Origin of the sequence: Rufibacter sediminis, assembly GCF_014269285.1 — a bacterium.
Taxonomy (GTDB): Bacteria; Bacteroidota; Bacteroidia; order Cytophagales; family Hymenobacteraceae; genus Nibribacter; species Nibribacter sediminis.
In genome coordinates this window covers 70,462-87,604 of record NZ_JACOAF010000023.1, presented here as the reverse complement: position 1 = coordinate 87,604, position 17,143 = coordinate 70,462, and the positions used below count along the sequence as shown (strand labels likewise).

Below are 17,143 nucleotides of genomic sequence, written 5' to 3'. Positions count from 1 at the left end.
CGGTCCGTGATCTCATAACGACGCATAGGCTTTTTGATACTCTAACAACTGCCAGGAAAAATAATTCTACAATTGTCAACGCGCCCTAGGGCTGATTTTCCGGAAATGACTTAAAAACGTTTCGGCCGTATACCTTTATTGTAGACCTTACCCTAGAAGCCATGGATAAACAAATGATGCAGGCGGTGAATGAGGCCGTGGCCAAGAAGAAATTCCTGAAGATACAGTACCGCACTGATTTAAATGAGTTTTTGACCGTGACGGCCCTCATCAAGAAGGTGGAAGAAACAGGAAACGGCCTGAAAGTGGAACTGGCTACCGGCGAGGAAATCCCGTTTGACCAGCTCGTGAAAGTAGGCGACGTGGCCTCTAACCAGTTCACCAGCCGCGATTTTACCTGTGACTGTTAAATTTTCTTACTCAGTACAGGACTGACGGAAAGCCATGATAATCCATTAGAAGGGCAGTTTTTTGCCCCTCCGGCAGTTTAAACCAAAACCGCCCAGGCAAAGCAGCAATGACTTTGCCTGGGCGGTTTTTTGTTATTGGCTTCAATAAACCGGGCGATCTGCCGAGTTTACAGGTGCATGTTAGACCGCGTTCCGCCCCGGCGGGCACCGTCTATACTCCAGATGCCTGATCCCTGGGCCGCAATGTAGAGGAACAAAAAGCAGTACAACACCGCCAGCTCGCCCTGGTTCAGGATGGGCAGTGCGCCTTGCCCGGCGTGCGCCATGAAATACGCCACCGCCATCAGCCCGCTGGCAATAAAGGCCGCCCAGCCGGTAAACAACCCAAAGGCGATGAGCAAGCCGGCCACTAACTCAATGATGCCGGCCACGCCCATGAGTCCGGCCAACGGCATGGGGTCTTTGTCTCCCGGCCAGCCGAAGAGTTTTTGAGTCCCGTGCATCGCAAACATCAGCCCGGCTACAATGCGCAACAAGGCGTATAGTTGGGGGGCGTATCTACCTAATACTCTGTCCATAATTTTAGTGAATAAGGAGTTATAGTGAAAGTGAGATCCCAGGTGCAAGAGTTAGAGCTATTTACGCTGTCCGTTGGGCTTGGTTTTGTTGGGTATCTTGGGAGATACTACATTGCTTGTCCGTTCCCCAAAAGGCGTCAGCTGTGCTTAGTTTCTTTGCCTCTCCGCTGGAAGCGCTGACTGGGGTAGAGCCGGGGAAAGCGTTTTAGTACTCTTTTAGCAAAAACTGATCTGAAACAGGTGAATATTCGGGGGTTATGATTCTTTCAATTATATTGATGGTTTAAATCGGATTCATTGTTATGTCCTGGCTGTAAAGCTGTTTGACTGAGAGATTCTATGAAAAGGCGTGCCGCGGTAAAAGGGTTGCTGATCTTCACGGGCGGGCTGGTGCTGCTGCCGTCCTGCATGCTGGAGCGCGACAAAGCCTCCGTCCAACTGAAGCACCTGGAGGTATCCGGCGATGACGAGAAGATGCTGGCCGAACTCGTGGAAACCCTGATCCCGACGACTGACACGGCCGGCGCGAAAACCCTGGGCCTGCACAAATTCACCCTCAAAATGGTAGACGAGGTGTACGGCGAGGAAGACCAGCGCGCCTTTCAGGATGGCATGGCCGCCTTTCAGAAACAAACCAAAAAGCAAACCGGCAGCACCTTTGCGGAATGTACGCCGCCGCAACGCCAGGAAGTAGTCGCGGCGGTGAACGCCGGGAACGCCGCTCCGGAAGTGCTCGCCTTCTATAAAATAGTGAAAGACCAAACCATTCTGGGGTATCTCAACTCAGAACTGGTCATGACCAAATTGCGCAAATATGAATTAGTGCCCAGCCGGTATTTGGCGTATTATCCGGTAAAGGCCGCAAAAGTAACAAGCAATGGCTAACCTCAACGTAGACAGCGTGAAGCAGCGGACCTTTGATGCCATTGTGGTAGGGTCTGGGATAAGTGGCGGCTGGGCGGCCAAGGAATTCACCGAAAAAGGACTCAAGACGCTGGTGCTGGAGCGCGGCCGCGACGTGAAACACCTCAAGGATTACCCCACCACCAACCTGATGCCCTATGAGTTTGAGCACAGGGGAGAACTGACCCGCGAAATAAAGGAAAAGAACCCGGTGGTGAGCCGCTGCTACGCCTTCCGCGAGGATGCCATGCACTTCTTCGTGAAAGACGAGGAGCAGCCGTACGTGCAGGAAAAACCCTTTGACTGGATCAGGGGCCAGCAGGTGGGCGGCAAGTCTTTGCTGTGGGCACGTCAGACCCAGCGTTGGAGCGATCTGGACTTTGAGGGACCCGCCCGCGACGGGTTCGCCGTGGATTGGCCCATCCGGTACAAAGACCTGGCGCCCTGGTACAGTTACGTGGAGAAATTCGCTGGCATCTCGGGGAATGCTGATGGCCTGGAAGAACTGCCAGATGGTGACTTTCTGCCCGCTTTCCCGCTGAACAGCGTGGAAGACTACTTCAAAAAGCAACTCAAAACCCAGTACGGCAATAGGCACGTGATCAGTGCCCGCTGCGCGCATCTTTCCAAACCCAACCAGATTCACCTGGACCAGGGCCGGGCGCAGTGCCAGAACCGGGTGCTGTGCCAGCGCGGCTGTCCGTTTGGCGGGTACTTCAGCAGCAACGCCTCCACACTGCCGTGGGCCGAACGAACCGGCAACCTGACCTTGCAGCCGCACGCGGTGGTACAGGAAGTCATCTATGACGAGAAGGCGGCGCGCGCCACGGGCGTGCGCGTCATCCATGCCCAAACCAAGGACGTTACAGAATATTACGCGCCCGTCATCTTCGTGAATGCCTCGGCCTTCAGCACGAACCAGATTCTGCTGAACTCCACCTCGCACCGGTTCCCCAACGGCCTGGGCAATGACAACGGTCTGTTGGGCAAATACGTGGCTTTCCACAACTACCGGGCCCGCATCTCAGCGGAGTACGAGGGCTTCCAGGAGTACGCCACCGATGGCCGCAACCCAGCGGGCGGCGGCTATATTCCGCGTTTCCGGAACCTGCACCAACAGGAGACGGATTTCCTCCGGGGCTACGCCGCTGGTTTCCGGGCCGATAGGAGCAAGGTGGAAGACAAATCCGGTTTCGGGGCCGAATTGAAAAAACAGCTCCTAAACCCCACCTGGGGAACCTGGAAAGTGGGCTCGCACATGATGGGCGAAACCATTCCCAAAGAGGAGAGCCGCCTGAGCCTGAGCAAAAACCAGAAAGACGCCTGGGGCATTCCGCTCCTGAACATCTCGCTGGACTATGACGCCAACGACGACAAAATGGTGGCCGATTACCACGCGCAACTGGAAGAGATGTTCACCAAAGCCGGCTTCACCAACATCCAGAAAACGGATTCAAAGCAAGCCCCGGGGCTGGACATCCACGAGATGGGCGGCGTGCGCATGGGCCATGATCCCAAAACGTCGCTGCTGAACAAATACAACCAGCTGCACGCCTGCCCCAACGTGTATGTCACCGATGGCGCCTGCATGACGTCTACCTCCACCCAGAACCCGTCCCTGACCTACATGGCCCTCACCGCCCGCGCCGTGGACCATGCCGTGCGGGAGAGAAAGAAGCAGAATATCTAGGAACAAGCGCAAGATTGGCCTGTTTGTTCTCCCCGCCGTTTAGGGCCCGTTTTCAGAAAACAAGCTCTAAACGGCGGATGGCCTTCCCGTTGAAAAATGTATAAGTCGATTTTATCTTCATAGTAAATCAGGTACCCAAACCTATAAACTATAAAAGAGCGCTACCCGATATGTTCAAAGCCCCGTTTTCCTTTACCGGAAGAATCAGACGTTTGGAATATGGCCTGAGCTGCCTGATCTACACCGCACTAGTGATGACGTTCAGTGTGCTGGCTACGCCTAATGATGTGACTTCTTCCCTGATCATCCTGGTGATCTACATTCCGCTGGTCTGGTTTATCTGGGCACATGGAGCCAAACGCTGTCACGACCGCGGCAATATGGGTTGGTTCCAGTTGATCCCATTTTACGGACTGGTGATGCTCTTCGGGGAAGGCGAGGATGGCAGGAACCGCTACGGGCAAGACCCCAAAAGGGAAATAGAAGCCGCGCTGGAGTTCTGGGAGGAAGAACCAGCGGTCTGATCCAAGATGAATGATATGGTCTGCCAACTGGTCTGCCTGAAGTTCATGCTTTAGGTGTGTTTTGGTAAAAGCAAGCCTAAAACAGATTTACCCTTCTTTTTAGAAATTACGCTATAAACAGCAAATCCACTGATACATGTCAGTGGATTTGCTGTTTATAAAGGTGTTATCCAGAATACATGCGCATCATCTAAAAGGTGACGCAACTTCATCCACCAGCTCTTGTCCTTATAGTTGTTACTGGAATAAGTGAGCATGCAAGCCAGAATAGCTTTCATGGTGTGCTCTTTCCTCGTATCGTTCCTACATAATGAGAGAACCTTGCCTGGAACTGGGAGAGAAGCGTAGTTGTCGCCATTCCCCCCGCGGGATTTACCACCTGATGGTAACGATATGTTAATATAGTATCTGTATTAGATAATCCAGAAGAGGAGTAGCAGTAACAGATACATTAGATTTGTAATAGGTGCTGGATTAAAATAACAAACCTGTTTAAAGTACAACCGGTTGAAAGAGTTTCTCAAGTATGTCGCGGTGACTTGGTTATTGGATTGTGAAGAACAGCGGTCTAAGGGAAGTTGAAGCGAGTTCTTTCAAGTTGTGCTGAAAACCACCTTTGTTCAGATGGAAAACGCTGAAGTAAGTTCTGGAGAATCCTGGGTCTCTGGGGCAGAAGAAAGAGGTGTTCTTCGTGAAGGTTGGGTTGCTGTTTTGGTTTAAATTATTGGTATTCAGATTGCTGATATTGCTTTGTGCTATGATGTATCAGTTTGTTTCTAAAGGTTGGTCTTACCTTTGGTATTAGACTGTTGTAAGTGAATGTGAAGCGGGAGTCTAGACTAATACAAACGATCAAACATAATAGAAATACCGTAGGTGGTCTTTTAAAGATTGCATAAATTGAATTATACCTGCATGTGGGTGTAAGGATAGATAGCTGTGTGTTGGATGTAAGGGTAGGAAAAGTGCTATCCTTGTTTTGGGAGTGACGATGCCGGTTAACTCTTCTAAATGAATGACTGCCAGATGGCTACAGGGCAGACGGTAGAACGGCAAATAGCCTCATTTTCTAAGTTCATGGAGTTGTGTAGCGGCAATTCCATCTTGTGCCTGCCTACGCTACGGGCAGGGAAACATAAAAAAGCAGCCTCGGGCTGAACATATCATCTCTTTTTTCTCGGGATTTCCTCAGAGAGGTCACCAGTGCGTCCTGTTCAGGGCTGGTGAAGGAACCTTCGGTTTTAATGCTCAGGTGTTTTCTGTCAGTTTTCAATCTTAAAAAATAGCTTCTATGAAATGGAAATTTACGAATAGGCTACTTGCCTTGTCTGGTAGCGTGTTTTTGTGCACCACTTTGCCCAGTTTTCACCCGGGCGCCGCCTTTGCGGGGGTAAGAGATTATCGGGGAGCTACCTTCCAGGACCGACCGGTATCTGGGGTGGTGACCTCCGCCGATGATGGGTCTCCGCTGGTGGGGGTTTCCGTTTCTGTGAAAGGAGGCACTGCCGGCGTCATGACCGATGTGCAGGGCAAATACCAGATCTCGGTACCCAATAATGCCGTGCTGGTGTTCAGCTACATCGGGTATTCTTCGCAGGAAGTACCGGTGAGCAACCGATCGCAGATTGACCTGAAATTGGCCACTGACCGGCAGCAACTAGATGAGGTTGTGGTGATTGGGTATGGTACTCAGCGGAAGGGCGATGTCACCAGCGCCGTGGCCGGGGTAGACCGCGAAGACTTTGTGCAGGGAGCCGTGCGGGATGCCGCCCAGTTGGTGCAGGGCAAAGTAGCGGGTCTGCGGGTGACCACTCCCTCTGGAGATCCCAACGGAAACACCCAGATCAACCTGCGGGGCATTAGCTCCATCCAGGGAAGTTCCAGCCCTTTGGTAATCATTGACGGGGTGCCCGGCGATCTAAATACGGTTGCCCCTGAGGATATTGAGTCAGTGGACGTTTTGAAAGACGGATCCGCGGCAGCTATCTACGGAACGCGTGCTACCGGCGGGGTAATCCTGATCACAACCCGTAAAACCCAGGGCGAGCGCAGCACTATTGAATACAACGCCTACACCAGCGTGCAGACCATCGCCAGAAGACCAGAACTGTTGACCGGCGATGACTATCGCCGGTTGATCAAAGAGGAAGGCATTGATTACGAGGATTACGGTGGCAACACCGACTGGCTGGATGAGATCATGCAGACGCCGGTGAGCCATAACCACAACCTGACCTTCTTCGGCGGAAATTCCACCACTAACTTCACCGGCTCGCTCAATTACAGAAATTGGGAAGGGATCATGAAAAGAACGGGGCAGGAGCGTTTCGTGGCCCGGGCAGATGTGAACCATTCCATGTTTGATGACAAACTGAAAGCGAATATTCAGTTAATCAATCGGGTAAGATCTTCTGTGGAAGGCGGCGGCGACGGCTATGCGTACCGGCAGGCCATCATCCGGAATCCCACCGACCGTGTGCGGACGGAAACAGGCGAGTGGCAGGAACGCGATGCGTACTTCTACCTGAACCCAGTATCCAGGATAGAAGAATTCAACGAGGAGTACACCAACCGGGAAATGCGGATGAGCGGAAGCCTGGACTATTCTCCCATCAAAGACCTTCATTTTAAGATTCTGGGTTCACACATCCAGGAAAACTCCCTGTATGGCTATGCCTCCACGTTCAACCACTCAGACACCTGGTTAGACAACCGCAACAGCAACGCGGGCAGAGACACCGACGCTAGCAGATCCAATTTGCTGGAACTCACTTCCAATTACGCCAAAACTATGGGGGCGCATAGTTTCAGTTTGTTGGGAGGGTACAGCTGGCAAGATGAGACCAATGAAGGTTTCAACGCTGATAACTGGAATTTCCCGACCGATGCCTTCGGTTGGAATAACCTGGGTGCTGGTCAAGCAGATCAGGCTGGGCTCGCAGGCATGGGTAGCTATAAAGAAAACTGGAAACTGATCGGCTTCTTCGGCCGTGTTACCTATAGCTGGAACGATAAATACCTGTTCATGGCCAGCGTGCGCCGCGAGGGCTCTTCTAAATTCGGGGTCAATTACCAGTGGGGTACCTTCCCGGCAGTATCGGTGGGCTGGAGAGTCAGTCAGGAAGAGTTCATGAAGTCAGTAGGGTTTGTTTCTGACCTGAAAATAAGAGCGGGATACGGGGTTACGGGTACTATTGCCAACCGGCCTTACCTTTCCCAAATCAGCTATAGATTCGAACAGAATATAGGTGCTTTTATTGGCGGTAAATGGGTTCCTGGTTTTGAACCGGCCCGTAATTTCAATCCAGATCTCCGGTGGGAAAAGAAAGGCGAATACAATGTTGGGATTGACTTTGGTTTCCTGAAAAACCGCATCAGTGGTTCCCTGGATTTCTTCCGGCGTGATATTGAAGACTTGCTCTATAACTTTGAAGTTCCCAGACCTCCATACTTAGTTGATATCATGGCCATCAACGCGGGTGCTCTGCGCAGCCAGGGATTTGAGGCATTGGTGAATTTTGTTCCCGTTGAAACCCAGAATTTTTCCTGGAACTCCAATGTGACTTACTCCACCAATAAAACAAAGTTAGTTTCCCTGACCAATGACCAGTTTGATAATACAATAGAATACTTTGACGCAGGTTATACCGGTGAACCGATCCAGGACTTCACGCACCGGGTAGCCGTAGGGGAGCCTATTGGCCGCTTTTATGTCTGGAAAACCGTGGGCGTAGATGCGAATGGTGGTTGGTTAGTAGAGAGCAGAACCGGTGAGGCAATTCCCTACAAAGATGCCACGCAGGAAGACCGCCAATACTACGGTAACGCCATTCCCAAGCATGTGTTGGGCTGGAATAACTCGGCTAGGTACAAAAACTTCGATATGACGGTCAACATCAGAGGCGCTTTTGGGCATAACATCCTCAACTTCCAGCGCATGTTCTATGAAAACCCTATAAATTCAGACTACAACATGCTCAAAACCGCTTATGACCCCGTTTACGGAAAACGGCTTAATAATGACCTGGTGTATGTAAGCCATTACATTGAAAAAGGAGACTACGTGAAAATTGACAACGTCACCTTCGGTTACACTTTGCCCAAAGACCTGATCAAAATTGTCAGAAATGCGCGGGTGTTTGTGTCTGGCCTGAACCTGGTTACCATCACCGGTTACAAAGGTCTGGATCCGGAAGGCGTGAGTTATTCAGGCTTCGCCCCCGGTAACGATGAGCGGGATAAATACCCTACTACCCGCACCTTCACCGCTGGCATCAATGTATCCTTCTAGGTTTTTAAAAGTATGATCATGAAAAAGAAATTAATTGTATATACCCTGGCTACCACCTTGGGGGCCGTAGGCACCATCAGTTCCTGTACCAATCTGGATGAAGAGGTGTACTCAGAGGTACTGGCCACTAGTTTCAACCCAACTGAAAGAGACATCCCATCCATTATTGCCCCGGTGTATTCCTCATTTAGGGGATTGATGATGGGCTGGCAAGGGTATTTTGATTTGCAGGAAGAAAGCGCCGATGCCATTGCCACGCCCGCCCGCCCGAATGGCTGGTACGATGGCGGTACGTATCTCCGGATGCATACGCACACCTGGACTCCGCTGCAATGGCAGCCCCAGAACACCTGGAACAGTGCCTATAGTAGCGTCACCACTGCCAACCGGGTACTGTCGCAGATTGAAGCTGGAGATATTGCCATAGAAGCCGGGAGAGAGGCGCTGGTGGCAGAACTTAGGGCCGCCCGGGCGTTTGCCTACTACCTGTTGTTAGACAACCACGGCAATGTGCCCATCGTCACCGATTACAACGATACTCAGTTACCGGAGCAGAAAACCCGCAAGCAGGTGTATGACTTCGTGGAGAAAGAACTGCTGGAAGTAGTGGATCTCCTGAGTGATGATCCTGCAAAAACCTACGGTCAGCTGAACAAATGGGGCGTGAAAGCCTTATTGGCCAAGATCTACCTGAACGCCGGAGTGTACACCGGCACGCCGCAGTGGGAGAAATGCATACAGCAGTGTGATGACATCATCACCGCCCAGAAATACTCTCTGGACGCGAACTACTCAGATGTCTTTACCTACACCAACCAGAACTCCAAGGAGATCATCTTCGCCATTCCGTATGATCAGATTTACGGCACGGGCAACACGGTGCACATGAAAACCCTGGACCCCGCCAGCCGGTTCGTCTACAAGATGCAGGCTGGTCCCTGGGGCGGGAACGCCGCAGTGCCTCAGTTCGTGGACACCTATGATGCGGATGATACTCGCCTGAAAGACACCTGGATCATGGGCCCGCAGAAGAATGCTTCCACCGGCGCTGTCGTGATCGATTACGTGAAGCTGCTGCCCAGTATGGCCGCCACCGAGTCAAACCACGGCTACCGCATCGGGAAGTATAAGATCAAGGAAGGCGCCACTGGCTCGCTGGACAATGACTTTCCTATGCTGCGCTACGCCGATGTGCTGATGATGAAAGCGGAAAGCCTGCTGCGCCTAGGCCGCGCCGATGAGGCCGCGGTGTTGGTGTCGCAGGTGCGCCAACGCGCCTTCAGTAGCACCAATCTGGCCAAAGCCACGGTTACCGGAGACGAGTTAAAGCAAGGCAGTACCTACGACTATGGCCTGCAGGATGTGAACGGAAACGTTCAGTCTGGCCCCGGCAGCGGCGGCAGTGACATCCAATACGGAAGAATGCTGGATGAGCTGGGCTGGGAGTTCGCCGCCGAGGCGCACCGGAGACAGGATTTGATCCGCTTCGGGGTATTCAGCCGGAAAGCCTGGTTTAACCACAGTCCCAGCAGTGACAACAAAGCCCTGTTCCCCATCCCGGCAGAGGAAATCAACAAAAACCCGAAACTGGCCCAGAACCCCGGGTACTAGTTTTACCGTCACCTGAATAGAAATCTGCTCACCGGTGCTTCAGAAAGGAAGCGCTGGTGAGCAGTTTCAGTTTCCGGGCTTCTCGTTCCAACGGCGGCAAGGTTACGCAGCTGTTAACATAGTATTACCATTAGCTAACGGGCTGAAGCAACTTTAAAGGCCATTCATGTTTCTTGCAGGAAAGGCTGAGGAAAAGCGGACGCTGCCGTTTTGGGCTTGTTTTCGGAAAACAGGCTCAAAAGAGAATCGGCGGGGAATAAATGCAGAGGCTGATTACTTCCTCTCCAGCTTTCCAGAGTAAGCCCAAGAACAGTACAAGCCAGAATATGGCCTATTGATGCTGACGGTGACGGAGAACCTCATCGCCGGAGGCGCTCCCCGCAGGAAAGGAAATCGCTCCGGAAAGATTAGGGAGCCTGTTTCCCATGATTTTTTCGCTTCATGATAGAACACTCATTTTGGTAAATGATTAAGAAAATGAAGAAGAACCTACTTCGCCTTGCCGCCTTGCTTCTGGTGCAGACGGGTGCTTTCGCGCAGGGAGGCCTCCGGAACATCGCGCCGGTCAATTTCTCCCAGGTCACCATCAACGATGCCTTCTGGAAACCCCGCGTAGACCAGGTGGCCACCGTCACCATTCCGGTCTGTATTGAGCAGACCGAGGTGAAAACGCCCCGCATCCAGAACTTCGAGATCGCGGCCGGTCTCAAGAAAGGCGAGTTCAAGGGTATTTTCTACGATGACTCCGATGTCTACAAAGCCCTGGAGGCGATCGCGTATTCGCTTAAAAACAAGCCCTCGCCCGAGCTGGAGAAGAAAGCCGATCAGTGGATTGACCTCATCGCCAAGGCCCAGCAACCCGACGGTTACCTGAACACCTACTACACGCTCCAGTTCCCCGAGAAGCGCTGGACCGACATGAGCATGCACGAAGACTACAACGGCGGGCACCTCATTGAGGCGGCCGTGGCCTATTATGACGCCACCGGCAAACGCAAACTGCTGGACGTGGCCACCAAATTCGCTGATCATTTCGCCTCGCTGTTCGGGCCGATCAAGCAGCACTGGGTCACCGGTCACCAGGAACTGGAACTGGCGCTGGTGAAGCTTTACAAAGTCACCAATAACAAAAAGTACCTAGATTTAGCCGATTGGCTCCTGGAGGAACGCGGCCGCAAACTGGCCAAAGGCTACACCTGGACCGATTGGAAAGACACGGCCTACGCCCAGGATGTGGTGCCGGTGAAACTGCAGAAACAGATCACGGGCCACGCCGTGCGCGCCATGTACCTATACACCGGCGCGGCCGATGTGGCGGCGCTCAAAGGCGATGAAGCGTACATGGGCGCCATGAAAAACGTGTGGGAAGACGTGGTGTACCGCAACATGTACATCACGGGCGGCATCGGTTCCTCGGGCCGCAACGAGGGCTTCTCCAAAGACTATGACCTGCCCAACGAGCATGCGTACTGTGAGACCTGCGCCTCGGTGGGCATGGTGTTCTGGAACCAGCGCATGAGCTCCATGACCGGCGAAAGCAAGTACGTAGACGTGCTGGAACGAAGCCTCTACAACGGGGCGCTGGACGGCTTGTCGCTGAGCGGGGATCGGTTTTTCTACGGAAACCCGCTGGCCTCACGGGGGCAGCACCAGCGCAGCGAATGGTTCGGGACGGCTTGCTGTCCGGCCAATATTTCCCGCCTGATCGCTTCGCTGGGCAATTACATCTATGCGCAGTCCGGCAACGGGGTGTGGGTGAATCTGTACATCGGGAGCCAGACCAACCTCAAGACGCCTAACGGAGATCTTCCGCTCGAAATGAAAACCAATTATCCCTGGGAAGGCAAAGTGGACATTACGTTGAACCCTGCCAGGGCCACGGCTGCGCCGCTGCACCTCCGGATTCCGGGTTGGGTGCAGGGCGAGCCCGTGCCCGGTGATCTGTACCGCTTCTCAGACCAGACGCCCGCCAAATTCACCCTGAAACTGAACGGCAAAGCGGTGCCCTACAAAATGGAGCGGGGGTACGCCGTCATCGACCGGAAGTGGAAAAAAGGAGACCGCCTGGAGCTGGATTTTCCCATGGACGTGAAGAAAGTGGTGGCCAAAGACAGCCTGAGCTACAACCAGAACCGCATCGCCCTGCAGAGAGGCCCGCTTGTGTATTGCGTGGAGGGCGTGGACAACGGCCAGGAAGCCTGGAACATGGTGGTGCCGCAGGACACCCGTTTTGAGGCTACTTTTCAAAAACAGCTCCTAAACGGCGTGGTGGCCCTGAAAGCCGAAGTGCCAGTCATCTCCATCGGGGCCGATGGGTTGTCGGCGGTTACTCAGAAGAAAACCATCACGGCCATTCCGTACTACGCCTGGGCCAACCGGGGCAAAAGTCCCATGCAGGTGTGGTTGCCTACCAAGATCAACGCCGTTTTGTTGAATTACTAGAAAGACTGTACAACTCGGCCTGATGAACCTCGGGCCGGGTTACTTTTCATTTTATGCATGATTCGTTTCCGGGCTGGTTTTAGAAAACGAGCCTTAAAACACCAGATTAGATTTCGTATGTCATCTACAACTTTTCGCGCCAGAACCGGTGTTCTGACGGTTATCTTCCTCCTGCTGCTGGCTGCCCAGACGCAGGCCCAGACTAAAACTTTCACCCGTCAGGATACCCTGCGCGGGAGCATCACCCCGGAGCGGGCTTGGTGGGACCTCACGTACTACCACCTCAACGTGAAGGTGAACCCCGCGGACAGTACCTTCCAGGGCATGAACGCCATCACCTACAAAGTCCTGAAGCCCAGCCAACGGATGCAGGTAGATTTGCAGCCGCCCATGCAGGTGCAGAAAGTGACGCAGAACGGCAAAGAACTCAGCTTCCAGCGCGATGGCAATGCCTGGTTTGTGCAGCTCGCCGAGAAACAAGCCGCGGGTGCGGTGAACACCGTGGAAGTCTATTACGGCGGCAAACCCGTGGTGAGCAAGAACCCACCCTGGAGCGGCGGCATCACCTGGAAGAAAGACGCCAACGGCCAGCCCTTCATCGCGAACTCCAATCAGGGCGACGGTGCCAGCCTTTGGTGGCCCTGCAAAGACCACATGTACGACGAGCCCGACAGCATGCAGATCAGCGTGACCGTGCCCCAGAATCTGATGGATGTCTCCAACGGGAAACTCCGGGGCGTGCAGCAGAACCCGGACGGTACCAAGACCTTCCATTGGTTTGTGGCCAACCCCATCAACAACTACGGCGTGAACCTGAGCATTGGCGACTACGTGCATTTCTCTGAGAAATACAAGGGCGAGAAAGGTCTGCTGGATCTGGATTACTATGTCCTGAAGGAGAACCTGGAGAAAGCCAAGGTGCAGTTCAAAGACGCGCCCCGCATGCTCAAAGCCTTTGAGCACTGGTTCGGGCCGTACCCGTTCTATGAAGACGGTTTCAAACTGATTGAGGTGCCCTACACCGGCATGGAGCACCAGAGCGCCGTGACGTACGGCAACGGCTACAAGAACGGCTACCGGGGCAAAGATCCGAGCGGCTCCACGGGCTGGGGCATGAAGTTCGATTTCATCATCATTCATGAAAGCGGGCACGAGTGGTTCGCCAACAACATCACCTACAAAGACATCGCCGACATGTGGATTCACGAGAGTTTCACCAACTACTCGGAGAACCTGTTTGTGGAGTATTACTACGGAAAGAAAGCCGGCAGCGAGTACGTGATCGGGACCCGGGCCGGCATCGGGAACAAGCAGCCCATCATCGGCGAATACAACGTGAACCATAAAGGCTCCGGCGACATGTACCCCAAAGGCGGCAACATGCTGCACACGCTTCGGCAGGTGGTCAACAATGACAAGAAATGGCGCGAAATCCTGCGCGGGCTCAACAAGGAGTTCTACCACCAGACTGTGACCACGCAGCAGATTGAAAACTATCTGAGCCAGCAGGTGGGCCGTGACCTCACGCCGTTCTTCAACCAGTATCTCCGTGACATCCGTATTCCGCAGTTGGAGTACCAATTCAGCGGCAACACCCTCAAGTACCGCTGGAGCAACGCCGTAGACGGGTTCAACTTACCCGTGAAAGTGTACCTGAACGGGAAAGAAAAATGGCTGGAGCCGGTGACCACCTGGAAAGAAGTAAGCGGTGTGAAACCGGGAACGGAGGTAACGCTGGACCCTAACTTCTACGTGGAGATCGCCCGGAAAGGAAGTAACTAACCCGCTCTGTTTTTTCTTCCACTGGTTTAGCCGGAAAGGAATATTAGCGGTAATCTCTTCTGTTTCTTCTCCTGCAACTCTCCTCCGTTTCCGGGCCGATTTCTTAAAAAGAAGCCAAAACGGAGGAGAGTTTTGCTTTTAGGAGGAGTGAGGTAGTCAGCATATTTCAATCCGTAAACCTATGTTCTGTTTTGGGGTTGTTTTCTTTAAATTAGGCTTAAAACAGAACGGGCGTTGTGTGGGAGAGTGGCACCATTGGCTATTAGCCGCCATTGTTGGTGTTCTCACCAACAATCCCAGCACAGGAGCCGTCCCACTTGCTGGTGAGAACACACAGCAAGGGTAAAAGCTAATCGCTGTTTCTTTATTAAACAGGTTCTAAATCAAGCTTAAAACAGAACGGTCGTAGCGCGGGAAAACGTGGTTGTTTGCTACTGCCGCATTAGCAGAGGTGGCGTGATCCGCCGTCCAGGCGGAAGTAAAAACCATCTCTTCCAGATCTGCTAATATTGTATCAGGAGCTGCTAATATGCTGAACATAAAATAGCTGTTTTACAGGCAAATTGCAGAAGACAACTTCTAAACCCTTCCAGAAATGCATCGTTCCCCCCATTCAACCAAGGCCAGGCCGTGTGGTGCCACCTCCGGGCTAAAACAGATTCTGATTTGCGTAATCGCGCTGCTGAGTTCCGGTGTGCTGCGGGCGCAGGGAACCTCCGCCGATTATGAGCGGGCCGAGAAAATGAAGGTGGCCATGAACACGAAGGTGTATTGCGCGCCCTCCCGCTTCAGTTGGCAGGCGGGGAAAGAGGCTTTCTGGTACGCGCGGCAGACACCCAAAGGGAAGGAGTTTGTGCTGGTCAATGCCCAGAAACGTTCCCGCAAACCCGCCTTCGACCAGCAGAAACTCGCCAAAGAACTCACCGCCGCCTTAGGAAAACCGGTAGACGCGTACAACCTGCCCTTCAATGAGATCACGTTTGCGGAAGAGGGGAAAGCCCTGGAGTTCATCGTGGACGGAACCAAGTGGCGCACGCCGCTGGGCTCGTACAAATTGCAGAACCTGGGCAAAGCCGAGGAGCGGAACAACCGTTACTGGGGTGACCGCTGGAGCGATGTAGGCAACAAGCCGGTGCTTTCTCCGGATAAAAAGTGGGAGGCGCTCATCAAAAACCACAACGTGTACATCCGGTCGGTGGCAAACAAAAAAGAGGAATACCAGCTCAGCTTTGACGGCTCGGCAGGCGAATATTATTCCTCTAACATAGAATGGTCGCCAGATTCCAAGAAACTGGCCACCAATCGGGTTCGGCCCAACAAAGAGCATCTGCTGTACTTGCTGGAGTCATCGCCTTTGGACCAACTGCAACCTAAGCTGCATACCCGCAATTATCTGAAACCCGGCGATGCCCTGCCGCAGCGGGCACCCCAGCTTTTTCTGGTAGACGAGAGACGGCAAGTGCCGGTTGATCCTGCGCTGTTTGGCATGGGGCAACAGTATGACCTCTCTAACCCCAACTGGCGGAAAAGCGGGCAGGCCTTCACCGTGGAGTATAACCAACGCGGGCACCAGGTCTACAAAGTGCTGGAAGTGAACGCCGAGACCGGCAAAGTGCGGGACCTTATCAAGGAGGAAAGCAAAACCTTCCTAGACTACAGCGGCAAGCGGTTTAGACAAGACATAGCCGATGGCAAGGAAATCATCTGGACGTCTGAACGCGACGGCTGGAACCACCTTTACCTCTATGACGGCCAAACGGGCCAGGTCAAAAACCAGATCACCAAAGGCGACTGGGTGGTCAGAAGGGTAGTACACGTGGATGAGAAAAACCGCAGCATCCTCTTTGAAGGCAGTGGCCGTGAGGCGGGGCAGGACCCGTATCTGGTGCAGTACTACCGGGTGAAGTTTGACGGCACGGGGCTCACCGCCTTAACCAGCGAGAACGCCCACCACGCCGGTACCTTTTCCTCGGACTTCCGCTATTTCGTGGATACGTACTCCCGGGTAGATGTGCCTTCGGTGACCGTGCTCAGAAGTGCTACCGACGGAAAAGTGGTGATGGAACTGGAGAAAGCAGACGCGTCTGAGTTGCAGAAAACCGGATGGAAAGCCCCCGAGGTGTTTACGGCCAAAGCCCGCGACGGCAAAACCGATATATGGGGAATCCTGGTTCGGCCCACCAACTTTGATCCCGCCAAAACTTACCCCGTGATTGAGTACATCTATGCCGGGCCGCACAGTTCGTTTGTGCCCAAAACCTTTAATTCGGGGTCGCGGCACATGCAGGAGCTCGCGGAGCTGGGGTTTGTGGTGGTGCAATTGGATGGCATGGGGACCTCAAACCGGTCCAAGGCTTTTCAGGACGTGGCCTGGAAAAACATCAAAGACGCCGGCTTCCCGGACCGCATTGCCTGGATGAAAGCCGCCGCCCAGAAATATCCTTCGCTGGATCTGACGCGGGTGGGCATCTTCGGGACCTCCGCCGGTGGGCAGAGTTCGGCCGGAGCCTTGCTGTTCCACCCCGAGTTCTACAAAGTGGCGGTTTCCTCGGCGGGTTGCCATGACAACCGCATGGACAAGATGTGGTGGAACGAGCAGTGGATGGGCTTTCCCATCGGGCCGGAGTACGCGGCGTCTTCCAACGTGGTCAACGCGCATAAACTGCAGGGCAAGCTGATGCTGGTGTTGGGCGAGATGGATGACAACGTAGACCCCGCCTCTACGCTGCAACTGGTAGATGCCCTCATCAAAGCCAACAAGAACTTTGATTTTCTGATGGTGCCCGGCATGGGCCACTCCTCGGGCGGTGACTACGGCGAGCACAAGCGGCGCGATTTCTTCGTGAAACATTTGCTGGGCTTGGACCCACCCGCCTGGCAAACCAATAACCAGGAAAAAATCTAACTTCTGT

At 53.4% G+C, this 17,143-nt stretch carries 11 protein-coding genes; 9 read left to right on the top strand and 2 right to left on the bottom strand.

The window, feature by feature from the left end; genetic code table 11:
• Positions 1–161 precede the first annotated feature (161 nt).
• The gene (locus H7U12_RS10650) at positions 162–410 is read left to right on the top strand and encodes a hypothetical protein (protein ID WP_186637212.1); all 249 of its coding nucleotides are present in this window, start codon (positions 162–164) and stop codon (positions 408–410) included.
• 167 nt (positions 411–577) lie between these two features.
• Here the strand turns inward: H7U12_RS10650 and H7U12_RS10645 are convergent, their stop codons facing one another.
• Positions 578–988, bottom strand: a complete 411-nt coding sequence (locus H7U12_RS10645) for a DoxX family protein (protein WP_186637210.1) — start codon at positions 986–988, stop codon at positions 578–580.
• A 339-nt stretch (positions 989–1,327) separates the two neighbouring features.
• Between H7U12_RS10645 and H7U12_RS10640 the strand changes: the two genes are divergently transcribed.
• From H7U12_RS10640 to H7U12_RS10610, 7 genes are all read left to right on the top strand, one after another.
• The gene (locus H7U12_RS10640; RefSeq protein WP_186637207.1) at positions 1,328–1,873 is read left to right on the top strand and encodes a gluconate 2-dehydrogenase subunit 3 family protein; all 546 of its coding nucleotides are present in this window, start codon (positions 1,328–1,330) and stop codon (positions 1,871–1,873) included.
• The gene (locus H7U12_RS10635) at positions 1,866–3,581 is read left to right on the top strand and encodes a GMC oxidoreductase (RefSeq protein WP_186637204.1); all 1,716 of its coding nucleotides are present in this window, start codon (positions 1,866–1,868) and stop codon (positions 3,579–3,581) included. The genes H7U12_RS10640 and H7U12_RS10635 overlap by 8 nt, the downstream gene beginning before the upstream one ends.
• A gap of 170 nt (positions 3,582–3,751) precedes the next feature.
• Positions 3,752–4,105, top strand: a complete 354-nt coding sequence (locus H7U12_RS10630) for a DUF805 domain-containing protein (protein ID WP_186637201.1) — start codon at positions 3,752–3,754, stop codon at positions 4,103–4,105.
• Between the two features lie 1,291 nt (positions 4,106–5,396).
• Positions 5,397–8,396 carry a SusC/RagA family TonB-linked outer membrane protein gene (locus H7U12_RS10625; RefSeq protein ID WP_186637199.1) on the top strand — a complete coding sequence of 1,000 codons (3,000 nt, stop codon included), beginning with the start codon at positions 5,397–5,399 and terminating at the stop codon, positions 8,394–8,396.
• A gap of 18 nt (positions 8,397–8,414) precedes the next feature.
• Positions 8,415–10,007 (top strand): RagB/SusD family nutrient uptake outer membrane protein, encoded by a 1,593-nt coding sequence (locus H7U12_RS10620; protein WP_186637196.1) that lies wholly within the window; start codon positions 8,415–8,417, stop codon positions 10,005–10,007.
• A gap of 477 nt (positions 10,008–10,484) precedes the next feature.
• Entirely contained in the window at positions 10,485–12,449 is a 1,965-nt protein-coding gene (locus tag H7U12_RS10615; RefSeq protein WP_186637192.1) for a glycoside hydrolase family 127 protein, read from the top strand.
• Between the two features lie 117 nt (positions 12,450–12,566).
• The gene (locus H7U12_RS10610) at positions 12,567–14,231 is read left to right on the top strand and encodes a M1 family metallopeptidase (RefSeq protein WP_186637190.1); all 1,665 of its coding nucleotides are present in this window, start codon (positions 12,567–12,569) and stop codon (positions 14,229–14,231) included.
• A gap of 378 nt (positions 14,232–14,609) precedes the next feature.
• Here the strand turns inward: H7U12_RS10610 and H7U12_RS10605 are convergent, their stop codons facing one another.
• Positions 14,610–14,771, bottom strand: coding sequence for a hypothetical protein (locus H7U12_RS10605; protein ID WP_186637188.1), 162 nt, complete (start codon positions 14,769–14,771; stop codon positions 14,610–14,612).
• Positions 14,772–14,826: 55 nt separating this feature from the next.
• Here H7U12_RS10605 and H7U12_RS10600 point away from each other — a divergent pair, with 55 nt between their 5' ends.
• Complete coding sequence (locus tag H7U12_RS10600) at positions 14,827–17,136, top strand: S9 family peptidase (protein ID WP_186637186.1); 2,310 nt, start codon at positions 14,827–14,829, stop codon at positions 17,134–17,136.
• Positions 17,137–17,143: the final 7 nt, after the last annotated feature.

Coding starts and splice junctions, on each gene's coding strand:
- H7U12_RS10615 (WP_186637192.1), top strand. CDS start 10,485: ATGAAGAAGAACCTACTTCGCCTTGCCGCCTTGCTTCTGGTGCAGACG.
- H7U12_RS10620 (WP_186637196.1), top strand. CDS start 8,415: ATGAAAAAGAAATTAATTGTATATACCCTGGCTACCACCTTGGGGGCC.
- H7U12_RS10635 (WP_186637204.1), top strand. CDS start 1,866: ATGGCTAACCTCAACGTAGACAGCGTGAAGCAGCGGACCTTTGATGCC.
- H7U12_RS10640 (WP_186637207.1), top strand. CDS start 1,328: ATGAAAAGGCGTGCCGCGGTAAAAGGGTTGCTGATCTTCACGGGCGGG.
- H7U12_RS10610 (WP_186637190.1), top strand. CDS start 12,567: ATGTCATCTACAACTTTTCGCGCCAGAACCGGTGTTCTGACGGTTATC.
- H7U12_RS10645 (WP_186637210.1), bottom strand. CDS start 988: ATGGACAGAGTATTAGGTAGATACGCCCCCCAACTATACGCCTTGTTG.
- H7U12_RS10600 (WP_186637186.1), top strand. CDS start 14,827: ATGCATCGTTCCCCCCATTCAACCAAGGCCAGGCCGTGTGGTGCCACC.
- H7U12_RS10605 (WP_186637188.1), bottom strand. CDS start 14,771: ATGTTCAGCATATTAGCAGCTCCTGATACAATATTAGCAGATCTGGAA.
- H7U12_RS10625 (WP_186637199.1), top strand. CDS start 5,397: ATGAAATGGAAATTTACGAATAGGCTACTTGCCTTGTCTGGTAGCGTG.
- H7U12_RS10630 (WP_186637201.1), top strand. CDS start 3,752: ATGTTCAAAGCCCCGTTTTCCTTTACCGGAAGAATCAGACGTTTGGAA.
- H7U12_RS10650 (WP_186637212.1), top strand. CDS start 162: ATGGATAAACAAATGATGCAGGCGGTGAATGAGGCCGTGGCCAAGAAG.